13 protein-coding genes and 1 pseudogene are annotated in these 16,788 nt (G+C 73.0%); 6 read left to right on the forward strand and 8 right to left on the reverse strand.

Annotation, left to right across the window (positions count from 1 at the left end; genetic code table 11):
• Nucleotides 1–17: 17 nt before the first annotated feature.
• Nucleotides 18–422 (reverse strand): Zn-ribbon domain-containing OB-fold protein, encoded by a 405-nt coding sequence (locus ACZ7DY_RS26925; RefSeq protein ID WP_471139285.1) that lies wholly within the window; start codon nt 420–422, stop codon nt 18–20.
• Between the two features lie 203 nt (nt 423–625).
• Here ACZ7DY_RS26925 and ACZ7DY_RS26930 point away from each other — a divergent pair, with 203 nt between their 5' ends.
• From ACZ7DY_RS26930 to ACZ7DY_RS26940, 3 genes are all read left to right on the forward strand, one after another.
• A complete protein-coding gene (locus tag ACZ7DY_RS26930; protein WP_471139288.1) occupies nt 626–1,783 on the forward strand; it encodes a flavin-containing monooxygenase in 1,158 nt (385 codons plus the stop codon).
• A gap of 444 nt (nt 1,784–2,227) precedes the next feature.
• Complete coding sequence (locus ACZ7DY_RS26935; RefSeq protein WP_471139290.1) at nt 2,228–4,453, forward strand: acetate--CoA ligase family protein; 2,226 nt, start codon at nt 2,228–2,230, stop codon at nt 4,451–4,453.
• Between the two features lie 97 nt (nt 4,454–4,550).
• A complete protein-coding gene (locus ACZ7DY_RS26940) occupies nt 4,551–5,405 on the forward strand; it encodes an enoyl-CoA hydratase/isomerase family protein (RefSeq protein ID WP_471139293.1) in 855 nt (284 codons plus the stop codon).
• Between the two features lie 295 nt (nt 5,406–5,700).
• Here the strand turns inward: ACZ7DY_RS26940 and ACZ7DY_RS26945 are convergent, their stop codons facing one another.
• Nucleotides 5,701–6,651 carry a hypothetical protein gene (locus tag ACZ7DY_RS26945; RefSeq protein ID WP_471139296.1) on the reverse strand — a complete coding sequence of 317 codons (951 nt, stop codon included), beginning with the start codon at nt 6,649–6,651 and terminating at the stop codon, nt 5,701–5,703.
• Between the two features lie 82 nt (nt 6,652–6,733).
• Here ACZ7DY_RS26945 and ACZ7DY_RS26950 point away from each other — a divergent pair, with 82 nt between their 5' ends.
• Nucleotides 6,734–7,351 (forward strand): flavin reductase family protein, encoded by a 618-nt coding sequence (locus ACZ7DY_RS26950; protein WP_471139298.1) that lies wholly within the window; start codon nt 6,734–6,736, stop codon nt 7,349–7,351.
• Between the two features lie 58 nt (nt 7,352–7,409).
• On the opposite strand, the gene ACZ7DY_RS26955 is transcribed toward ACZ7DY_RS26950, so the two are convergent.
• Nucleotides 7,410–8,744: an MFS transporter gene (locus ACZ7DY_RS26955; RefSeq protein ID WP_471139300.1), complete on the reverse strand. Its 1,335-nt coding sequence runs from the start codon at nt 8,742–8,744 to the stop codon at nt 7,410–7,412.
• Nucleotides 8,745–8,803: 59 nt separating this feature from the next.
• Between ACZ7DY_RS26955 and ACZ7DY_RS26960 the strand changes: the two genes are divergently transcribed.
• Complete coding sequence (locus ACZ7DY_RS26960) at nt 8,804–9,817, forward strand: GlxA family transcriptional regulator (protein ID WP_471139303.1); 1,014 nt, start codon at nt 8,804–8,806, stop codon at nt 9,815–9,817.
• Here the strand turns inward: ACZ7DY_RS26960 and ACZ7DY_RS26965 are convergent.
• The 4 genes from ACZ7DY_RS26965 to ACZ7DY_RS26980 form a co-directional block, all read right to left on the reverse strand.
• A complete protein-coding gene (locus ACZ7DY_RS26965) occupies nt 9,749–10,981 on the reverse strand; it encodes an MFS transporter (RefSeq protein WP_471139306.1) in 1,233 nt (410 codons plus the stop codon). The genes ACZ7DY_RS26960 and ACZ7DY_RS26965 overlap by 69 nt on opposite strands.
• 421 nt (nt 10,982–11,402) lie before the next feature.
• Nucleotides 11,403–12,452: a Zn-dependent alcohol dehydrogenase gene (locus ACZ7DY_RS26970; RefSeq protein WP_471139308.1), complete on the reverse strand. Its 1,050-nt coding sequence runs from the start codon at nt 12,450–12,452 to the stop codon at nt 11,403–11,405.
• 10 nt (nt 12,453–12,462) lie between these two features.
• Entirely contained in the window at nt 12,463–13,740 is a 1,278-nt protein-coding gene (locus ACZ7DY_RS26975) for an acyl-CoA dehydrogenase family protein (protein WP_471139309.1), read from the reverse strand.
• Nucleotides 13,741–13,773: 33 nt separating this feature from the next.
• Nucleotides 13,774–14,685 (reverse strand): SDR family NAD(P)-dependent oxidoreductase, encoded by a 912-nt coding sequence (locus ACZ7DY_RS26980; protein WP_471139312.1) that lies wholly within the window; start codon nt 14,683–14,685, stop codon nt 13,774–13,776.
• Nucleotides 14,686–14,769: 84 nt separating this feature from the next.
• On the opposite strand from ACZ7DY_RS26980, the gene ACZ7DY_RS26985 reads away from it, so the two are divergent.
• Nucleotides 14,770–15,696, forward strand: coding sequence for a cyclase family protein (locus ACZ7DY_RS26985; RefSeq protein WP_471139314.1), 927 nt, complete (start codon nt 14,770–14,772; stop codon nt 15,694–15,696).
• 541 nt (nt 15,697–16,237) lie between these two features.
• Here ACZ7DY_RS26985 and ACZ7DY_RS26990 read toward each other — a convergent pair.
• Nucleotides 16,238–16,636 (reverse strand): annotated as a pseudogene (locus ACZ7DY_RS26990) (ATP-binding protein); the annotation flags it as partial.
• Between the last annotated feature and the right edge of the window lie 152 nt (nt 16,637–16,788).

Here is a 16,788-nt window from a genome sequence, read left to right on the forward strand (position 1 = left end):
CTCCGAATTCTTCCGCGTCAAATGGGCCGGAACACCGCAACGGCAAGGCCCTCGGCCGCTTCCCGGAACGCAACCTCCACCGCCATCCCGACCCTCAAAACACCCTCCTCACACCCGACGATTTCCGTCATCATGCGCGGTCCCTCCGCCAGATCGACGACGGCGGCGACGTACGGGACGCGGCTGCCGAACGGCGGCAGGTCGTTCCGGTGCACGACCGACCAGGTGTAGAGCGTGGCCCGCCCGCTAGCCCGCTCCCAGGCGACGTCCTCGCTCCAGCAGCGCGGGCAGAACTCGCGCGGGTAGTGGTGGGCCACCCCGCACGCGCCACAGCGTCGGATCAACAGATGGCCCTCGGCGGCGGCATCCCAGTAGGGCCGGGTGAAGTCATCGATCTCGGGAAGGTCAAAGCGCTGCTCCATGCAAACAGGTCCCATCAAAGAGCGACGAACTACCGAAGAAGACCCCACACCACCCGAACACACCACCCACACCCACCACCTGACGGTACGTCAGTTCATCTCACTCACCACCCCCCGCGCAAGAGGGACCCTCGTGATCAATTCGCAACCGGTTTCGGACTTGACCGTCACCCATCAAGTAGTCGCGCGGTTACTCTCCAGTCATGGCCGACTCGTCCCCTCCGCTTACTCCACCCCAGCAGGAGCACCCCGTCTACGTCATCGGCGGCGGACCCGGCGGCCTCGCCGTCGCGGCGGCCCTGGGCGCACGCGGCGTCCGCGCGGTCGTCCTGGAGAAGTCCGAGCACGTCGGCGCCTCCTGGCGCGGCCACTACGACCGCCTCCACCTGCACACGACCCGCCGCCTCTCCGCACTCCCCGGACTGCCCATCCCGCGGTCGTCAGGGCGCTGGGTGTCGCGCGACAACGTCATCCGCTACCTGGAGAAGTATGCCGAGCACCACCGGCTCGACATCGTCACCGGAGTCGAGGTGACCGCCCTCGAACCCGCCGACGGCACCGGCTGGCTGCTGCACGCCACCGGCGGACGGCAGCTGACCGCCCGCGCCGTGGTGGTCGCCACCGGCTACAACCACACCCCCCACCTGCCGGACTGGCCCGGCCGCGACACGTACACCGGCGAACTCCTGCACGCCGCCGGCTACCGCAACCCCCGCCCCTACACCGGCAAGGACGTCCTCGTCGTCGGCGCCGGCAACACCGGCGCCGAGATCGCCGTCGACCTCGCCGAGGGCGGCGCCGCCCGAGTCCGCCTCGCGGTGCGCACCGCCCCGCACATCGTGCGCCGCTCCACCGCCGGGTGGCCCGCGCAGCTCTCCGGCATCCTGTGCCGCAGGCTCCCGGTCGCCCTCGTCGACCGGCTCGCGGGGCCGGTCACCAGGGCCGGCGTCCCCGACCTGTCGCACAAGGGGCTCCCCCGCCCCACCACCGGCCTCTACACCCGCGCCCGCCAGGGCGCGATCCCGGTCCAGGACGTCGGCCTGATCGACGCCGTGCGCCAGGGCCGGGTCGAACCGGTCGCCGCCGTCGAATCCTTCGAGGACGGCAAGGTCGCCCTCGCCGACGGCAGCAGGATCGGCCCGGACGTCGTCATCGCCGCCACCGGCTACCGCCGCGCCCTCGAAGGACTCGTGGGCGACCTCGGTGTCCTCGACGCACACGGCCGCCCGACCACCCACGGCCGCCGCACCGCGAAGCACGCCAAGGCCCTCTACTTCACCGGCTTCACGAACCCCCTCAGCGGCATGTTCCGCGAACTGGCCCGGGACGCCCGGAAGATAGCGAAGGCGATAGCCAAGTAGCCCGGACCACCGACCCGCACCGGCCCCCGAGACGGGAGGGGACGTGGGGGTATGTGCGAACGGAGCACCGAGCAAACACTGGCGCCTTTGTCCGCACGGCGTGGCGCAGGGATGGCGAGTACGCACATACCCCCGCGGCCCCGCACCACGGAAACCCGGCCAAAACGCGCCGGCAGCCGCCGAAGCAGCACGGCCCCCACCCACCCTTCACGCGCCAACCACCACCCCGGACGGCTGATTCACCCCCTTGGCAAGCCCCGGACCCTACGGTTCCGTAGACACCCGCACCACTCCGCACCTCCGCCCCACCCCAGCCCCGCCCCCCCAGCCAGGCCCCCACGCCAGGCTTTGCCTGCAGCCCCATTCCTGACACAGCGTCAGTTCAGTAATCTGACTATGCGTCAGTTAAGTGCTAAGTGCTGTCACACAGGAGCGGGCGGACCGATGCTTGGATCGACTCACGGCACCTTCACCACCGACCCCCGCCGCGCGCATGTTGTGGCCTGCGGCGAACTCCCACCCCACGCCGTCCACGGCAGAGCCGTCACGGCGGACGACCTGGACGTCAGCGGCCGGCCGCTGTACGCCGGCGTACCCGACCTCGACCGGTTCTTCCGCCCCGCCTCCGTCGCCGTGATCGGCGCGTCGGACGCCGAGGGCCGCCCCAACACCGGCATCACCCGCCAGCTCATCGCCTGGGCCGAGCGGGTCGGCGCGCGACTGCACCCCGTACACCCCACCCGCTCCACGGTCTTCGGCATCCCCTGCGTCCCTTCCGTGGCGGACCTGCCCGAACAGGTCGACCTCGCCGCGCTGCTCGTCGGCGACCCGCTGCCCGTCATCGAGGAACTCGCCGAGGCGAAGGTGAAGTTCGCCGTCGCCTTCGCCTCCGGGTTCGCCGAGACCGGCGAGGAGGGCGCCGCCGCCCAGGACCGGCTCGCGGCCGCCGTCCGGCGCTCGGGCCTCCGCCTGCTCGGACCGAACACCAATCTCAACGCCTTCGAGGAGTTCCGCGAGGACCTCGACGGCCCCGCCATCGCGCTGATCACCCAGTCCGGCCACCAGGGCCGCCCCGTCTTCGCCCTGCAGGAGCTCGGCGTACGCCTCTCCCACTGGGCGCCCACCGGCAACGAGGCCGACCTCGAGACCTCCGACTTCATCTCCTACTTCGCCGAACGCCCCGAGGTCGGCGCCATCGCCTGCTACGTCGAGGGACTCAAGGACGGCCGCGCCTTCCTGCTCGCCGCCGACCGCGCGGCCCGGCGCGGCGTGCCGGTCGTCGCGGTGAAGGTCGGCCGCACCGAGACCGGCGCCAGGACGGCCGCCTCACACACCGGCAAACTGACCGGCGCCGACACGGTGGTGGACGCGGCGATGCGGCAGTTCGGAGTGATCCGCGTCGACGGACTCGACGAGCTCCAGGACACGTCCGCCCTGCTGGCGCGGGCGCGCACCCCGCAGGCCGACGGCGTCGCCGTCTATTCGATCTCGGGCGGCACGGGCGCGCACTTCTCGGACCTGGCGACCGAGGCGGGGCTGCGCCTCCCCACGCTCTCCGAGGCCAAGCAGGCGGAGCTGCACCAGTGGATACCGGAGTACCTGAACGTCGCCAACCCCATCGACAACGGCGGGCACCCCGTCGGCGACTGGCGCGGCCGAAAGATCATCGACGCGATCCTGGACGACCCGCAGGTGGGCGTGTTGATCTGCCCGATCACCGGCCCCTTCCCGCCGATGAGCGACAAGCTGGCGCAGGACCTGGTGGACGCCGCGGAGCGGACGGACAAGCTGGTGTGCGTGGTGTGGGGCTCGCCCGTCGGCACCGAGGACGCCTACCGCAAGACGCTCCTCGGCTCCTCGCGCGTCGCGACCTTCCGCACCTTCGCCAACTGCATCACGGCGGTACGCGCCCATCTCGACCACCACCGCTTCACCGCCCGCTACCGCTCGCCGTTCGACGAGGCGCCGCGCACCCCCTCCCCGTCCTTCCGCAAGGCGCAGGCCCTGATGCGGCCCGGCCAGCAGCTCAGCGAGCACGCGGCGAAGCAGCTGCTGCGCGCGTACGGGATCCGGGTGCCGCGGGAGCAGTTGGTGACCAGCGCGGCGGCGGCCGTCCGGGCGGCCGGGCTCGTCGGCTATCCGGTCGTCATGAAGGCGTCGGGGGCGCAGCTCGCGCACAAGACCGAACTGGGCCTGGTCAAGGTCGGGCTGACCTCGGCGAGCCAGGTGCGGGACGCCTACCGGGAGCTCATGGACATCGCCCGCTACGAGGGCGTCACGCTCGACGGCGTCCTGGTCTGCCAGATGGTCGAGCGGGGCGTCGAGATGGTCGTCGGCGTCACGCAGGATCCACTCTTCGGCCCCACCGTGACGGTCGGGCTCGGCGGTGTGCTCGTGGAGGTCCTGCGGGACGCGGCCGTGCGGGTGCCGCCCTTCGGCGAGGACCAGGCCAGGGCGATGCTCCGCGAACTGCGCGGGCACGGCCTGCTGGACGGGGTCAGGGGCGCGGCTCCGGCGGATGTCGACGCGCTGGTCGAGGTGGTGCTGCGAGTGCAGCGCATGGCCCTCGAACTGGCCGACGACCTCGCGGAGCTGGACATCAACCCCCTGATGGTGCTGCCTCGTGGGCAGGGCGCGGTCGCGCTCGACGCGTTCGCAGTCTGCCGCTAGCCGGCTCCCGGCCCGTACCTGTCCGCGGGCCCGTACCCACCCGCGGCCCCGCACCCAGCACCGAGCCCGCCTCCACGCGAAACGGAGCCATTCCCCCATGACAGCCTCCCCCAACACCCCTGACACCCCCACCACCCCAGGGACCCCCGACACCCCGGCCCCCCTCGATTCATTGATACGGCACACCACTGACAACGGCGTCTCGTGGATCACGCTCGACCGCCCCGAGGCCATGAACGCCCTCACGTGGGACCAGCGCGAACGCGTCATCGCCCTGCTCGCCGAGGCGTCCGGTGACCCGGCGGTGCGGGCGGTCGTGATCACCGCGACCGGCAAGGGGTTCTGTGCGGGCGCCGATCTGCGCGGGGCGCCCGCCACGGGTGAACGCGTGCCGGGGGATGTCGCCCGCACCATCAGACAGGGCGCGCAGCGGCTCGTCTCCGCGGTCCTCGACTGCGAGAAGCCGGTGATCGCCGCGGTCAACGGCACCGCGGCCGGCATCGGCGCCCATCTGGCCTTCGCCTGCGATCTGGTGGTGGCGGCCGAACCGGCCCGGTTCATCGAGGTGTTCGTACGCCGGGGTCTGGTGCCGGACGGCGGCGGCGCGTATCTGCTGCCCCGGCTGATCGGGCCGCAGCGCGCCAAGGAGCTGATGTTCTTCGGGGACTCGGTGTCCGCCGCCGACGCGGAGCGGATGGGGCTCGTCAACCGGGTCGTACCGGCGGACGAGCTGGAGAAGACGGCGCGGGAGTGGGCGGAGCGGCTGGCGGCCGGGCCGACCCGTGCCCTCGCCCTGACCAAGCAGCTGGTCAACGCCTCCCTGGAGTCGGACCGGGCGACGGCCTTCGCCGCCGAGGCGGCGGCCCAGGAGATCAACATGACCACGCGGGACGCGAACGAGGGCGTCGCTTCCTTCGTGGAGCGCCGCACTCCCTCCTACCGGGGCAACTGATCGCACCCGCACCGGGACCGCCACCCCCAGCCATACGGAGGCCGCTCCCCCCACCCGTACCAGAACCGCCGCCCCCACCCGCACCGGAACCGCCGACCTCCATCCGCACCGAGGCCACTTGGCTCCCAGCCGTGCCGAGCCACTCCCCCGGCCATACCGAGGCCGCTGACACCCATCCGCACCGGGACCGCCACCCCCAGCCATACGGAGGCCGCTCCCCTCCACCCGTACCGGGACCGCTCCCCTCCACCCGTACCGGAACCGCTGCCCCCACCCGTACCGGTACCGCCGACGCTCAGCGTTCCCGTCGCAGCTTGACGATGTCGGGCGAGTCCACGTCTCCGGTGTTCACGAAGAGTTCCGGGTCGTGCTCCGTGCCGCCCACCAGCCAGCTCGTCCGCCCACGGCAGTCATCACCGTCCGCGCCAGCCCCGGCCGCCCCACCACTCCCAGACGTCCCACCCCCCGCGTCCACCACCACGGCCGGCCGCCCCAGCGACTCGTCGACGTCCATCGTCCACGTACCGGTGGCGGCGGCGCCCCGGCAGCCCGGCAGTTCCGCGCGGCCGTCCTCGCGCAGCCGGAAGCGGATCCCGTCGCCGTCCTCGCCCCGCCACGCGCCCGCCACCTGCTCGGGGGCGAGCTGCGGAGGCTCGTACTCCGTGATGAGTCCGGCCTTCGTGGCGAGGACCGACAGGGCGATGACGGCCATGGAGAGGACGAACGAGACGAGCCCCGACAGGAGCCAGACCTTCCGCGGCGGTCTGCCGAGGCGCTTCTCGCGCCGTCCGCAGTACGCGACGTTCAGCGTGGGCACGATGCCGCTCGCCGTGACCCACAGCGCCGTCCCCGTGAAGGGGGCGCCGAGCACGGCGAGGAAGGCGCCCCACGCGGCCCCGACCGGCAGCAGGAACACCAGCGCCCAGACCCACCCGGGACCGGGCCCCCACCCCCACCCCCACCCGCGCCCGCGCCCGCGCAAGGCAGCGACCCGCCGCCCGCACCAGCCGGCCGGGAACGTCACCAGGGCCGTGTGCGCCAGGCCGAGGAGCGGCAGCACCAGCGGCGCGAAGACGAGTACGCACAGGACGCCGAGATACGGGCCTTCGCCGACGCCGTAGTCATCGTCGTCGAGCGTCAGCGCGAAGGCGATGAGTCCGGCCACCGGCAGCTGTGCCGCGCACGCCGCCGCGGCGGCCCGTGTGTCGCCTTCGCCCAGGATCCGCCGCCTGTTCCCCCGTTTCATGAGGCCGAAGATACTGGTGGGCCCGTAGCGATCCGGCCACGCCCTTCACATCTGACGCCCCGTCAGCTTCAATGGAACGGTGATGGGACACGCAGGGATGGCGGCCACGGCCGTTCGATACCTCAGGTCGGTCGGAGCCAGCACCACCACGGCTCCCGTCGAGGCGCTGCCGCGACCCCGGCTGCGCGCGGTCGGCGAGGACGAGCGGGCGCCGCTCGACCGGAACGAGTTCCGGCGGGTGCTCGGGCACTTCGCGACGGGCGTCACCGTGATCACGGCACCGCCCACCGAGGACGGCACCGGTCCGGCGGGCTTCGCCTGCCAGTCGTTCTCCTCGCTCTCCCTCGACCCGCCCCTCGTCTCCTTCATGGTGGCGCGTACGTCGACGACGTGGCCGCGCATCGCGCGCGCGGGCGCCTTCTGCGTCAACGTCCTCGGTGCCGCCCAGGGCGAGCTCTGCCGCGCGTTCGCGGTGAGCGGCGCCGACAAGTTCGCGGGGGTCGCCTTCGACGCGGCGCCCGTCTCCGGCTCCCCGCGGCTGGCCGGCGCCCCCGCCTGGATCGACTGCACGGTGCAGGCCGTGCACACCGGCGGCGACCACCTCATCGTGGTGGGCCGGGTGGACGCCCTCGGCACGTCGGACGCCGACCCGGCCCCGCTGCTCTTCCACCGGGGCCGGTTCGGCGGCTTCACCCCCTGAGCCGCGCGCATCCGAGCCCGGACGACCACCCGGCCCCGCCCCACCCGCCGCGCGCGCCTCACACGGCGACCGCGGCCGCCGCCCGCCCCGGGGTCTGCCGCCTGATCACCAGCACCATCAGCGCGGCCGCCGCGCACAGCGCCCCCGAGCCGTACCAGACCACGTTGTACGAGCCGAAGGCGTCCCGTGCCACACCGCCCAGGAACGCGACCAGGGCGGCGCCCAGCTGGTGCGAGGCCAGGACCCAGCCGAAGACGATGGCGCTGTCGTCGCCGTACTGCTCCCGGCAGAGGGCCAGGGTCGGCGGGACGGTGGCCACCCAGTCCAGGCCGTAGAAGACGATGAAGAAGATCATCGGCGGGCGGACGTCCGGTGCGAGCAGCATCGGCAGGAAGAGCAGCGAGACACCGCGCAGCGCGTAGTACACGGCGAGCAGCCGCCGCGAGTCGAAGCGGTCCGTGAACCAGCCGGACGCGACGGTCCCGACGATGTCGAAGATCCCGATGACGGCGAGCAGGGAGGCGGCGGCCCTGACCCCCATGCCGTGGTCGTGCGCGGCGGGCACGAAGTGGGTCTGGATGAGCCCGTTCGTCGAGGCCCCGCAGATCGCGAAGCTGCCCGCGAGCAGCCAGAAGGGCCCGGTGCGGGCGGCCTTGAAGAGGGCCGTGACCGCGCGCCGTGCCGCGCCCGGCACGGGCGGCGGCTTCGGGACGAACTCCTCGGATCCGTAGGGCTTCAGGCCGACGTCGGCCGGGTGGTCCCGCAGCAGCAGCCAGACGAAGGGGACGACCGCGAGGGCGGTGAGCGCGACGGTGACGGCGGCGGGCCGCCACTCGTACGTCTCGACGATCCAGGAGAGGACCGGCAGGAAGATCAGCTGGCCGGAGGCGGAGGCCGCGGTGAGGATTCCGCTGACGAGGCCGCGCCGCTCGGTGAACCACCGGTTGGTGACGGTGGCGGCGAAGGCGAGCGCCATCGAACCGGAGCCGAGCCCGACGAGCAGCCCCCAGCACAGCAGCAGCTGCCAGGCGGAGTTCATCCACACCGTCAGTCCGGACCCGCAGGCGATCACGGTCAGCGCGACCGCGACGACCTTGCGGATGCCGAACCGGTCCATGAGCGCGGCGGCGAAGGGCGCGGTCAGTCCGTACAGGGCGAGGTTGACGGAGACCGCGAGTCCCACGGTCCCGCGCGACCAGCCGAAATCCTCCTTCAGCGGGTCGAAGAGCAGACCGGGCAGCGAGCGGAACGCGGCGGCGCCGATGATCGTCACGAAGGTGACGGCGGCGACGAACCACGCGCGGTGGATACGGGGAGTACGAAGCCTGGGCGCGTTCGGCGGGGCGGAGCTCCGCGCGGCCGTCTCGGTTGTCTGGGTCACGTCACACAGCATCGGCAACCGTTGCATCCCGAACGAGTGGCCCGAGGGACAGCATTCGCTAGGATCGGGCCATGGCCCACACCGCCGCCCCCGCCACCGGCGGACCCGCGCCCGCCCACCGCGTCGTCGTCCTCGCCCTTGACGGCGTGATCCCCTTCGAACTGGGCATCCCGCAGCGCATCTTCAACGGGGCACGCACCCCCGAGCAACGCCACCTCTACGAGGTCGTGACCTGCTCGATCCGCCCACCGGGCCCGGTCCGCACCGACGCCGACTTCGCGATCCTCGTCGAGCACGGCCCCGAGGCGCTGGCTGCCGCGGACACGGTCGTGATCCCGGCGTCGTACGAACTCGGCCCGGTGTACGAGGAGGGCCGCCTCACCCCCGAACTGGCCGCCGCCCTCGCCCACATCAGGCCCGGCACACGGCTGGTCGCCATCTGCACGGGCGGTTACGTCCTGGCCGCCGCGGGCCACCTCGACGGCCGGCCCGCGACCACGCACTGGTCGTCGGCCGAGCACTTCCAGGAGCTCTTCCCGCGGGTCGAGGTGGACGCGGACGTGCTGTTCATCGACGACGGCGACGTCCTGACGTCGGCGGGGGTGGCCGCCGGGATCGACCTGTGCCTCCATGTCGTACGCCGGGACCACGGCACCGGCGTCGCCAACGAGGTGGCCCGCCGCACCGTCGTACCGCCGCACCGCGACGGCGGCCAGGCGCAGTACATCCAACGCCCTGTGCCCGAACCGCAGTTGGCCACGACGCGCACGGCGCGGGCGTGGGCGCTCGGCCGGCTCGACCAGCCGCTGCAACTGCGCGACATGGCCGCGCAGGAAGCGATGTCCGTCCGCACCTTCACCCGGCGGTTCCGGGAAGAAGTGGGCGTCAGCCCCGGCCAGTGGCTGACGCAGCAGCGCGTGGAACGGGCCCGGCACCTCCTGGAGTCGACCGGCCTCTCCGTCGACCAGGTGGCCCGCGAGGCGGGCTTCGGCACGGCCCAGTCGATGCGGCAGCACCTACAGGCCGCCCTCGGGGTCACCCCCACCACCTACCGGCGTACGTTCCGGGACGTCATCACCGGCTGACGGCTCCGCCGCGGGCCGCACCTCACCCAACGCCCCGACCACGGTCAGCACCACGCCGAGACCCACCCCCACCAGCATGGCCGTGGCCGGCGACACCACGCTCAGCAGCCCGCCGGCGAGCGACCCGCTCGCCGCGTAACCGGCGCTCACCGACGCGTACATCACCGAATAGCCCGCGGCGAGGGCGCTGGGCGGCAGCACCTCGCGCAGCGAGAGGTTCCGGGTGAGCATGGCCCCCGCCTGCAGCACGCCGGCGACGCCCAGCGCGGCGAAGAGCCAGCCGAGACCGGGCGCCACGGCGACGAGGACCAGGCACGCCGAGACGCCTGCCATCAGCACCATGCTCTGCGTCCGCAGCCGCCCCGGCCAGCGGCGCAGCCCGTAGACGAACGACCCCACGGCGGACCCCGTCGCGAGCCCCGCGAGCAGCGGGCCCGCCCAGCCGACGCCGATGCCGCGCTGTTCCAGCAGCGCGGGCAGCACCAGTTCGGCGAGGGCGAGCATCGACAGGCTGGCCGCGCCCGTCACGAAGATGGGCCAGGCCCGCACGAGGATCCGCGCCATGGACTCCCCGCCGCGGTCGTCCGCGTCCGACCGCCAGCCCGCGGGCAGCATCCAGAGCGCGGCCACGGACGATGCCATCAACAGGCCCGCGAGCAGCAGCGGCAGCCCCGCGGACACGCCAAGGGCGAGCCCCGTCACGGCGGCGGGGGCGACCGCCCAGATGACGAACGTCAGCATCGACTCGACGGCGAGTGCCTGGGCGACGGCCTTGTCCGGCACGACCGCGGTCAGCAGCGCGCGCAGCCCGCCCGGGGCGGCGGCCGGCGCGGCACCCGCGAGGAAGGCGAGGGCGCCGAGCGCCACGGGGTGGGCGTCCGGCAGCGCGCCGAGGCCCGCGAAGGCGAGAGCGCCCACGGCGAGCCCCGCGGCCAGGTGCGGCCGCGCCCGCTCGGCCCGCATCCGCATCCCGAGCAGGGGGGCGCCGGCTATCTCGCCCACGACGTACGCGGCGGCGAGCGCGGCACCCAGGGCGTAGCCGCCGGGGCGCTCCCGGACGAGGAAGACGAGGGCGAGGGGGGCGGCCGCGACGGGGAGCCGCGCGGCGACGGCCACGGTGGCCCAGCGGGCGACTTCGGCGGAGAGGACTTGGCGGTAACTCATCGCCCGAAGCTATTCGTCCCCGGGGACAACGTCGCGCCAATTACCCGGGGCTCGGGGGGCGGGGGGGGCTGGACTTACCCGGGGCTCGGGGGGGGGCTGGGGGGCGGGCGGGTCCCGGCCCCCCTCTGCGGGCACGAACAGTCCCGCCGCTCCGCGGCGGATATCTCCCACCCACCCACCCGTTTACCCCGCGACGCAGGGTTGGGGTAGGGACGGTAACCCGGCGGCAGCTACGCCCCACCGTCTCGCACTCGCGTGCGAGACGGGAGGGGACGTGGGGGTATGTGCGCACGGAGCACCGAGCAGACGCTAGCGTCTTTGTTCGTGCAGCGTGGCGCAGGGATAGCGAGTACGTACATACCCCCGCGGCCCCGCACCCACAACCGAACCCAAGGCGCAGACCTCAGCCCAACCCCACCCGTCAGAACCTCAGCACCGCCCGTGCCACCCGGCCCGTCGCCGCGTCTTCCGTCGCCTTGGCGAAGTCCTCCACCGGGTACGTGGCCGTCACCAGTTCGTCCAGGAGCAGGCGCCCGCCCCGGTACAGCTCCGCGTACAGCGCGAAGTCCCGCTGTGGCTGCGAACTCCCGTACCGGCATCCCAGGATCGACTTGTCCAGGAACATCGACGCGACCACGAACGACGCCTCCGCCGTCGCCCCCGGCATCCCGAGCAGCACCGCCTGCCCGTGCCGGTCCAGCAGGTCCACCGCCTCCCGCACCAGCTCGACCCGCCCCACGCACTCGAAGGCGTGGTCGGCCCCCTGGGGCAGCACCCCCCGCACCCCCTCCGTCGACCGGAAGAAGTGCGTCGCCCCGAACCGCCGCGCCACCGCCTCCTTCTCCGGGTTCGCGTCGACCGCCACGATCGTCCGCGCCCCCGCGATCCGCGCCCCCTGCAACACGTTGAGCCCGATCCCACCCGTACCGATCACCACCACCGTGTCCCCGAGCCCGACCGCGGCCCGGTTCAGCACGGCGCCCACCCCCGTCACGACCGCGCACCCGATCAGCGCCGCCGACGTGAGCGGAATGTCGTCCGCGATCCGTACGGCCTGCACCGCCTTCACGATCGTGCGTTCCGCGAAGGCGGAGTTCGCCGCGAACTGGTACACCGGCTTCCCGCCCCGCGAGAACGGCTGGTCCGGCGCCCCGATCGCCTTCCGGCACATCGTCGGCCGCCCCCGGTTGCAGTCGGCGCACGCCCCACAGCTGGCGATCGTGGACAGCGCCACATGGTCCCCCGGCGCCACATGCGTGACCCCCGCGCCGACCGCCTCGACGACCCCGGCCCCCTCGTGCCCCAGCACCACGGGCGGCGGAAACGGAATCGTCCCGTCGATCACCGAGAGGTCGCTGTGACACAGCCCCGCGGCGGCCACCGCGACCAGCACCTCGCCGGGCCCGGGTTCCCGTATCTCCAGGTCGTCGACCACCTCGGCCCGCGTCCCGTCGAAGACAACGCCCCTCATCCCGCACCCCTCACCGAGGCCCTCTGGCCTCTCTCGGCAGACCGAGCACCCGCTCGGCGATGATGTTCCGCTGTACCTCGTCCGAGCCGCCGTAGATGGTGTCCGCGCGGCTGAAGAGGAAGAGCCGCTGCAGGGCGTCGAGTTCGTACGGGACGGCGGCGTCCCAGTCGGCGGGGCCCACGGCGGCTGCCGCCCCCCGTACCGTCATCGCCAGCTCCCCGAGCCGCTGATGCCACCGCCCCCACAGCAGCTTGGCCACACTGGGCGCCCCGCCCCCGCCACCGACTCCACACCCTCCACCCCCGGCCCCCGAACCTCCCAGCGTCCGCAACGCGTTCCACCGCATGACCCGCAGCTCCGCCCACTGCCGCACCAGCCGCTCCCGCACCACGGGGTCCCCGACCGCCCCGGACGCGACGGCCTCCCGCACCACCTCCGCCAGCTCCTCCGCGAAGCCGATCTGCTGGACCAGCGTGGAGACGCCCCGTTCGAAGCCGAGCAGCCCCATGGCGACCCGCCACCCCGCCCCGACGCCACCGACCACATGCTCCGCACGCGCGCGTGCCCCGTCGAAGAAGACCTCGTTGAACTCACTGGTGCCGGTCAGCTGCCGGATGGGCCGCACCTCGATGGCCCCCGGCTGATCCATCGGCACCAGCAACAGCGACAGCCCCTCGTGCCCCCGCCCCGCACTGCCCCCCGTACGCGCCAGCACGAAGCACCAGTCCGCCTCCCGCGCCAGCGAGGTCCAGATCTTCTGCCCGGTGACCCGGAATTCCGCCCCGTCCCGTTCCGCCCGCGTCCGCACCCCCGCGAGGTCGGAGCCGGCCCCCGGCTCGCTGTACCCCTGGCACCACAGGGCCTCGCCCCGGGCGATCGGCGGCAGGAACTCGTCCCGCTGCTCCTGGCTGCCGTACGCGAGGAGGGTCGGCGCGAGCAGGTTCTCCCCGATGTGCCCGTACCGCCCCGGCGCCTTCGCCCGCGCGTACTCCTCGGCCCAGACGACCTGCTGGGTCAACGTGGCGACCCGATTCCCGTACACCCCCGCCCCCGGCACACAGCCCGAACCCGAACCCGATCCATCCACCCCCACCCCCCACCCCAACCCGATCCACTCACCCCGCCCCAACTCCCGCTCCCACGCCCGCCGAACCGCACCCCCCTCGTGCTCGCTCCCCGGCCCGCCCCGCCTCGCCGCCGTCGCGAACTCGCCGGTGAGGTGCTCCGTGAGCCATCCCCGCGCCTCGGCGCGGAACTCCTCGTCCTCGGTTCCGAAGCCGAAGTCCACCGTCCCTCCCCCGCCCCGCTCCGCCCCGCCCGCCTACGCGTTCGGCCGGTCTTTGCCGGCCGCCGCCTTCGCCATGGCCTCCAGCTGCGCCAGCATCGGCATCGGATCGGTGCCCACCGTCCCGGGCAGGAAGTCCGCGATCTTCTCGGGGGTCCAGGCCCCGTCGGCGTACCCGGCGCGCAGTTCACGCGGCTGCGCCCATACGGCGATCTTGGGGCCGGCGATCGTGTAGACCTGGCCGGTGATCCTCTCCTCGCGGGCGCGTTCGCTCAGCAGGTAGACCACGAGCGCGGCGACGTCCTCCGGCTCCCCGATCTCCTTCAGCTCCATCGGTACGTTGGCGGACATCCGCGTCCGGGCGACGGGGGCCACCGCGTTGGCGGTCACCCCGTACTTGTTCAGGCCGAGCGCCGCGCTCCGCACCAGCGAGATGATCCCGCCCTTCGCCGCGCTGTAGTTGGCCTGGGCGACGGAGCCCTGGTGGTTGCCGCTGGTGAAGCCGATGAGGGTGCCCGAGCCCTGCTTCCGCATCACCGCCGACGCGGCCCGGAACACGGTGAACGTGCCCTTCAGGTGCGTGGCGACCACCGGGTCCCACTCCTCCTCGGACATGTTGAACAGCATCCGCTCCCGCAGGATCCCGGCGACGCACACCACTCCGTCGACGCGCCCGTACTCGGCGAGCGCGACGTCGACGACGCGCTGCCCGCCCGCCATGGTGGAGATGTCGTCGGCGACGGCGACGGCATCGCCGCCCGCCGCCCGGATCTCCTTGACCACGGCGTCGGCCACCTCGCTGGTGGGTTCGCCGCCCGCCATGGAGACGCCGTAGTCGTTGACGACGACCTTCGCCCCCTCGGCCGCCGCGGCGAGCGCGACGGCCCTGCCGATGCCGCGCCCGGCGCCGGTCACGGCCACCACCTTGCCTGCCAAGAAGTTCCCCACGCCCGGCCCCTTCCCGCGGTTTCTGACGGACCGTTAGATTCTATGACCCGTCGGATACCCGAAGACAAGCCCCGCGGAGGACCCATGTCACTGCCGGAGGAGTTCCACGACATCGCCAAACGCGTGAACAACTGGGGGCGTTGGGGCGAGCAGGACGAGATCGGCACCCTCAACCTCGTCACCGACGAGGTGGTCCGCGCGGCCACCGCCGAGGTCCGCACCGGGCGCCGCGTCCCGCTCGCGCTGCCGCTCAAGGAGGACGGCGTCCAGACCGGCATGATCCCCGGGCGGGTGAACCCGCTGCACGCCATGGTGCAGATCAACCAGGAGCTCTTCGGCCCCGGCACGGTCGCCACCAGCGACGACGCGGTGACGATGGGCCTGCAGACGGCCACCCACTGGGACGCCCTCACGCACGCCTCCCACTCGGGGAAGATCTACAACGGCCGCCCCGCGACCACCATCACGGCTCACTCCGGGGCGCGGTTCAGCGGCATCGACAAGGCGCGCCACGTCGTCTCGCGCGGCGTGCTCCTCGACGTGGCCCGCGCCAAGGGCCTCGACCGGCTGCCCGGCGACCACGCCGTCACGCCCGAAGACCTCGACGAGGCGGCGGAGTTCGGCGGTGTCACCGTCCGGGCCGGCGACATCGTCCTCGTACGCACGGGACAGGTGCAGGTCTACCTCGCGGGCGACAAGCACGCGTACGCCCACCCGTCGCCCGGGCTCTCGCTGCGCACGCCCGAGTGGTTCCACGCGCGGGACGTGGCGGCCGTCGCCAACGACACCCTCACCTTCGAGATCTTCCCGCCGGAGATCGAGGACCTGTGGCTGCCCGTGCACGCGCTCGACCTCGTCGAGATGGGCATGCTCCAGGGCCAGAACTGGAATCTGGAGAACTTGTCCACAGCCTGTGCAGAACTTTCCCGGTACGGCTTCCTGCTCTCCGCGATGCCGGAGCCATTCGTCGGCGGCACGGGCACCCCGGTGGCCCCGGTCGCCGTCCTGTGACCGCTCCCGGACGGCGACGCGGCGGCCTGCGCCCCGAGCGCGCCGCCGCGCACGCCGCCATCCGGCTCCGACGCCCGGCCCTGCCGCCGTGCGGCCACGACGGGACCGGCGCCGGACGCGCGACCCACACCTCGCCGAGGACCTCCGTCACCGAGTACGGGATGGAGCGCCCTCGACGTCCCCTCGCGGCGAATCGCTGCACACAAGCGTGATCAATCGGACACGGTACGTCAACACCCACCCGGGGACCGATGGCTCGGTCCGGGCGGTCCCGGTCGTACCGTCCGGGCAGCCCCGGTCAGACCGCCTCGTAGGCGACGTCGGCGTCCAGGTGGGCCGTCCTGCCGTAGAGCGCCGCTCCATAAGCAGCCCCGTCGCAGGCCGTCATGCCCCGCGGCGTCACCTCGAAGACCGGACCACCGAAGACCGGACCGCTGAAGGCCGGGCCCCCGAAGACCGGGCCGTCGCAGGCCGCCGCCTCGTAGGCCGCGCCGTCGTGGGTGGTCCCCTCGAAGGTCACCGCCTCGACGCCGCCGTCGCACCGGTCGACCTCGCACCAGATGCTCTTGCCGGCGCCCTCGGGCTGCCAGCCCCAGCGGTCGGCGAGGCCGTCGACGAGCTCAAGGCCCCGGCCGTTGGTGTCGTCGCCGTCGGCATGCCGCTGCGCGGGCGGGCGGGCGCTGCGGTCGGCGACCTCGACCCGGACCGTCCCCGGCACCTCGGTGGGGACGCCGGGGAACAGCATGCGCAGCACGGCCGGGCAGCCCGTGTGCACGACGGCGTTGGTCACGAGCTCCGAGATCAACAGGATCAGCGTCTCGGCGACCGGCTCGTCGGCCTCTATGCCCGATCCCGCGAGCCTCGAACGGGCCCATCGCCGGGCCCGTCCCACCTCGGCGGGATCAGCCCCGACCTCCAGCTGAACTTGAAGCACCTGCACCGCTCACACCATCCGAACCGGCGGACACATCGCCTCGCGACTCCACAGGGTCACGGAACGTGATTCCCTTGGGAGACAGCATGATTGACGTTCAGTCACCCCAACAAGCGCTTCGGGCATATTCCAGCGCGAAGGAGTACGCGTGCTGCATA

This window comes from Streptomyces sp. NPDC037013, assembly GCF_055607265.1.

Coding starts and splice junctions, on each gene's coding strand:
- ACZ7DY_RS26970 (WP_471139308.1), bottom strand. CDS start 12,452: ATGAGGGGCGTTGTCTTCGACGGGACGCGGGCCGAGGTGGTCGACGAC.
- ACZ7DY_RS26940 (WP_471139293.1), top strand. CDS start 4,551: ATGACAGCCTCCCCCAACACCCCTGACACCCCCACCACCCCAGGGACC.
- ACZ7DY_RS26985 (WP_471139314.1), top strand. CDS start 14,770: ATGTCACTGCCGGAGGAGTTCCACGACATCGCCAAACGCGTGAACAAC.
- ACZ7DY_RS26955 (WP_471139300.1), bottom strand. CDS start 8,744: ATGCTGTGTGACGTGACCCAGACAACCGAGACGGCCGCGCGGAGCTCC.
- ACZ7DY_RS26925 (WP_471139285.1), bottom strand. CDS start 422: ATGGAGCAGCGCTTTGACCTTCCCGAGATCGATGACTTCACCCGGCCC.
- ACZ7DY_RS26965 (WP_471139306.1), bottom strand. CDS start 10,981: ATGAGTTACCGCCAAGTCCTCTCCGCCGAAGTCGCCCGCTGGGCCACC.
- ACZ7DY_RS26950 (WP_471139298.1), top strand. CDS start 6,734: ATGGGACACGCAGGGATGGCGGCCACGGCCGTTCGATACCTCAGGTCG.
- ACZ7DY_RS26960 (WP_471139303.1), top strand. CDS start 8,804: ATGGCCCACACCGCCGCCCCCGCCACCGGCGGACCCGCGCCCGCCCAC.
- ACZ7DY_RS26930 (WP_471139288.1), top strand. CDS start 626: ATGGCCGACTCGTCCCCTCCGCTTACTCCACCCCAGCAGGAGCACCCC.
- ACZ7DY_RS26935 (WP_471139290.1), top strand. CDS start 2,228: ATGCTTGGATCGACTCACGGCACCTTCACCACCGACCCCCGCCGCGCG.
- ACZ7DY_RS26945 (WP_471139296.1), bottom strand. CDS start 6,651: ATGAAACGGGGGAACAGGCGGCGGATCCTGGGCGAAGGCGACACACGG.